The organism is Ruegeria sp. YKSF070 (genome assembly GCF_059612725.1).
Window position 1 is genome coordinate 1 of sequence record NZ_JBXWRD010000100.1, and the last position, 3,856, is coordinate 3,856.

The following is a 3,856-nucleotide window of genomic DNA, read 5'->3' on the forward strand; positions in this document are numbered from 1 at the left end:
GGGCCGGTAGAGTCCCGAGATTTGCTGGTTGATTTTTTGCGTGAGGGTTTGTCGCTGACGGGGACGCATGTTGGGTGTGACACGGGTCAGTGCGGAGCGTGCGTGGTGCATGTTGACGGGGTTGCGGTGAAGTCGTGCAACATGCTTGCGGTTGAGGCTGCCGGGTGCGAGGTTTCGACGATCGAGGGTCAGGCTGGTCCGGACGGGACGCTGAACGCGTTGCAGCAGGCGTTTCAGGATCATCACGGGCTTCAGTGCGGTTTCTGCACGCCGGGGATGGTGATGTCTGCGGCGGCGCTTCTGAAGGAGAACCCGACGCCCAGCGAGGCCGAGGTGCGGGCGCATCTAGAGGGGAACCTGTGCCGGTGCACGGGCTATCACAACATCGTCAAGGCGATTTTGGCGGCGTCCGGTCAGGACGTGAGCGGGATCGCGGCCGAATGAGGCCACGCGGGGATTTCCGCGGACCATTCTGATATCTGGAGGAGACGAGACATGCCCAAGGACAGTGGCATCGGGGCCTGCAGCAAGCGGCGCGAGGACGTGCGCTTTCTGACCGGCGCCGGCAATTACACCGACGACATCAACATTCACGGCCAGGCTTACGTGCATTTCCTGCGCTCGGACATGGCGCATGGGCGGATCGTGTCGCTGGACACGTCCGCGGCTGCGGCGATGCCCGGCGTTGTGCGCATCTTTACCGGCGCCGATTTCGAGGGCGTGGGCGGTCTGCCCTGCGGCTGGCAGGTGACCGACAAGCATGGCCAACCCATGGCCGAGCCGGGGCACCCGGTGCTGGCGCAGGGCAAGGTGCGCCATGTGGGCGACCCGATCGCGGCGGTGGTGGCCGAGAGCCCCGAACAGGCGCGCGACGCGGCCGAGGCGATCGGTGTCGAGATCGAGGAACTGCCGGCGGTGATCGACATGAAGGCGGCGCTGGCCGAGGGCGCGGCGAAGGTGCATGACGATCTGCCGTCGAACCTCTGCTACGACTGGGGCTTCGTCGAGGAGAACAAGGGTGCGGTGGACGCGGCCTTTGCCGAGGCCGCGCATGTGACCACGCTGGAGCTGGTGAACAACCGGCTGGTGGCCAACCCGATGGAACCGCGGGTGGCGATCGGCGATTATGCCCGGGCGACGGGGGACTCGACGCTTTACACCACCAGCCAGAACCCGCATGTGATCCGCCTTCTGATGGGGGCCTTCGTGCTGGGCATCCCCGAGCACAAGCTCCGGGTGGTGGCACCCGATGTGGGGGGCGGCTTCGGCTCGAAGATCTTCCATTATGCCGAGGAGGCGTTCTGTACCTTCGCGGCCAAGGCGCTGGCGCGGCCGGTCAAATGGACCTCGTCGCGGTCGGAGGCGTTCATGTCGGACGCGCATGGGCGCGACCATGTGTCGAAGATCGAGCTGGCGCTGGACGCCGACAACAACTTCACCGCGCTGCGCACCGAGACCTATGCCAACATGGGCGCCTATCTGTCGACCTTTGCGCCGAGCGTTCCGACCTGGCTGCATGGCACGCTGATGGCGGGCAATTACAAGACGCCGCTGATCTATGTGAACGTGAAGGCGGTGTTCACCAACACGGTGCCGGTGGATGCCTATCGCGGCGCGGGCCGGCCCGAGGCGACCTATCAGCTGGAGCGCGTGATCGACAAGGCGGCGCGCGAGCTGGGGGTGGACCCGATCGCGCTCAGGCGTCAGAACTTCGTGACCGAGTTCCCCTATCAGACGCCGGTTGCGGTGGTCTATGACACGGGCGACTACAATGCCACGATGGACAAGCTGGAAGAGATCGCCGACATCGCGGGCTTTGCGGCGCGGCGGGCTGAGTCCGAGGCGCGCGGCAAGCTGCGGGGCCTGGGCGTGAACTGCTATATCGAGGCCTGCGGCATCGCGCCGTCGAACCTGGTGGGGCAGCTGGGCGCGCGGGCGGGTCTTTACGACGCGGCGACAGTGCGGGTGAACGCGACCGGCTCGATCTCGGTGATGGTGGGGGCGCATAGCCACGGCCAGGGCCACGAGACGGCGTTTCCGCAGGTGGTGGCCGAGATGCTGGGCATCGACGAGAGCATGATCGAGATCGTGCATGGCGATTCCAGCAAGATCCCGTTCGGCATGGGCACCTATGGCTCGCGCAGCCTTGCGGTCTGCGGCTCGGCCATGGTGCGGGCGACCGAGAAGATCATCAACAAGGCCAAGAAGATTGCGGCGCATCTGATGGAGGCCAGCGAGGCCGATATCGAGCTGAAGGGCGGCCAGTTCACGGTTGCGGGCACGGACAAATCCGTGGCCTGGGGCGACGTGACGCTGGCGGCTTATGTGCCGCATAACTACCCGCTGGAGGATATCGAGCCGGGGCTGGAGGAGACGGCGTTCTATGACCCGTCGAACTTCACCTATCCGGCCGGCGCCTATGCCTGCGAGGTGGAGGTGGACCCCGAGACCGGCAAGGTGACGGTGGAGCGGTTCAGCGCGGCGGACGATTTCGGCAATATCGTCAACCCGATGATCGTGTCGGGGCAGGTGCATGGGGGGCTGGGCCAGGGGATCGGCCAGGCGCTCCTGGAGAACTGCGCCTATGATCCGGAGACCGGGCAGCTGCTCAGCGCATCCTACATGGATTACGCGATGCCGCGCGCCGACGATGTGCCGTTCTATGCGGTGGATCATTCCTGCGCCACGCCCTGCACCCACAACCCGCTGGGAGTGAAGGGCTGCGGCGAGGCCGGGGCCATCGGCAGCCCGCCTTCGGTGGTGAACGCGGTGATCGACGCGCTGCAATCGGGCGGCAGGAACGTCACCCATATCGACATGCCGATGAGCCCGTCGCGGGTCTGGTCGGCGATGCAGGGCTGAGACGAGAGGGCGGACCGGGGGCCAGCCCCCGGACCCCCGGGATATTTTCAGCAAGAGGAAGGGGCAGGACCCGGCCCTCTTGGAGGAGGAACGAGATGTATAATTTCGAGTTTGAACGGCCCGGCAGCGTGGCCGAGGCGGTGGCGGCGCTGAAGAGCGAGGAGGCGCAGGCGCTGGGGGGCGGGCAGACCCTGATCCCGACGCTGAAGCAGCGACTGGCGGCGCCGGCGAAGCTGGTGTCGCTGGGCGGCATCGCCGAGATGAAGGGTGTTTGTTTGAACGACGATGGCTCGCTGTCGATCGGCGGCGGCACCACCCATGCCGAGGTGGCGCGCGCGGCGGCGGCGCATTACCCGGCGCTGGCGGCGCTGGCGGGGGGCATCGGCGACCCGGCGGTGCGCAACCGGGGCACCATCGGCGGCAGCCTGGCCAATAACGACCCCTCGGCCTGCTACCCGTCGGCGGCGCTGGGGTCGGGGGCGACCATCGTGACCGACCGGCGCGAGATCGCGGCGGACGACTATTTCCAGGGCCTGTTCACCACGGCACTGGAAGAGGGCGAGATCATCACCAGCGTGCGCTTCCCGGTGCCGGAGAAGGCCAATTACCAGAAGTTCCTGCAACCCGCCTCGCGCTTTGCGCTGGTGGGCGTGTTCGTGGCGCACTATGCCGGCGGCACAAGGATCGCGGTGACCGGCGCGTCCGAGGACGGAGTGTTCCGCTGGAGTGCGGCCGAAGAGGCGCTGGCCAGCGGCGCCGCGCTGGACGGAATGGCACCCGAGGCCGACGGCATGATCGCCGACCTGCACGGCACCAAAGCCTATCGCGCCCACCTGACAGGCGTCCTCACCCGCCGCGCCCTCCAGGCCATGGCCTGACACAAACACCCGCGCGCGCCTAGCCGCGCGCGCGGACCTCTTCTCAAAGAGCAACATCGCAGAGTTTGCAAAGGCAAACTCTGTTAACAAAATCTCATCAGAGATTTTGGGGGCTC

At 66.6% G+C, this 3,856-nt stretch carries 3 protein-coding genes; all 3 read left to right on the top strand.

The window, feature by feature from the left end; all coding sequences use genetic code 11:
* The coding region (locus AC2FL1_RS23310) for a (2Fe-2S)-binding protein (RefSeq protein WP_496878511.1) at nt 1-444 on the top strand (444 nt) is incomplete at its 5' end.
* A gap of 51 nt (nt 445-495) precedes the next feature.
* Entirely contained in the window at nt 496-2,862 is a 2,367-nt protein-coding gene (locus AC2FL1_RS23315) for a xanthine dehydrogenase family protein molybdopterin-binding subunit (RefSeq protein WP_496878512.1), read from the top strand.
* A gap of 95 nt (nt 2,863-2,957) precedes the next feature.
* The gene (locus AC2FL1_RS23320) at nt 2,958-3,740 is read left to right on the top strand and encodes an FAD binding domain-containing protein (protein ID WP_496802788.1); all 783 of its coding nucleotides are present in this window, start codon (nt 2,958-2,960) and stop codon (nt 3,738-3,740) included.
* The last annotated feature ends 116 nt before the right edge of the window (nt 3,741-3,856 follow it).

What these genes read in the sequence shown, in the direction of transcription:
- AC2FL1_RS23315 (WP_496878512.1), top strand. Translation starts at nt 496, where the DNA reads ATGCCCAAGGACAGTGGCATCGGGGCCTGCAGCAAGCGGCGCGAGGAC.
- AC2FL1_RS23320 (WP_496802788.1), top strand. Translation starts at nt 2,958, where the DNA reads ATGTATAATTTCGAGTTTGAACGGCCCGGCAGCGTGGCCGAGGCGGTG.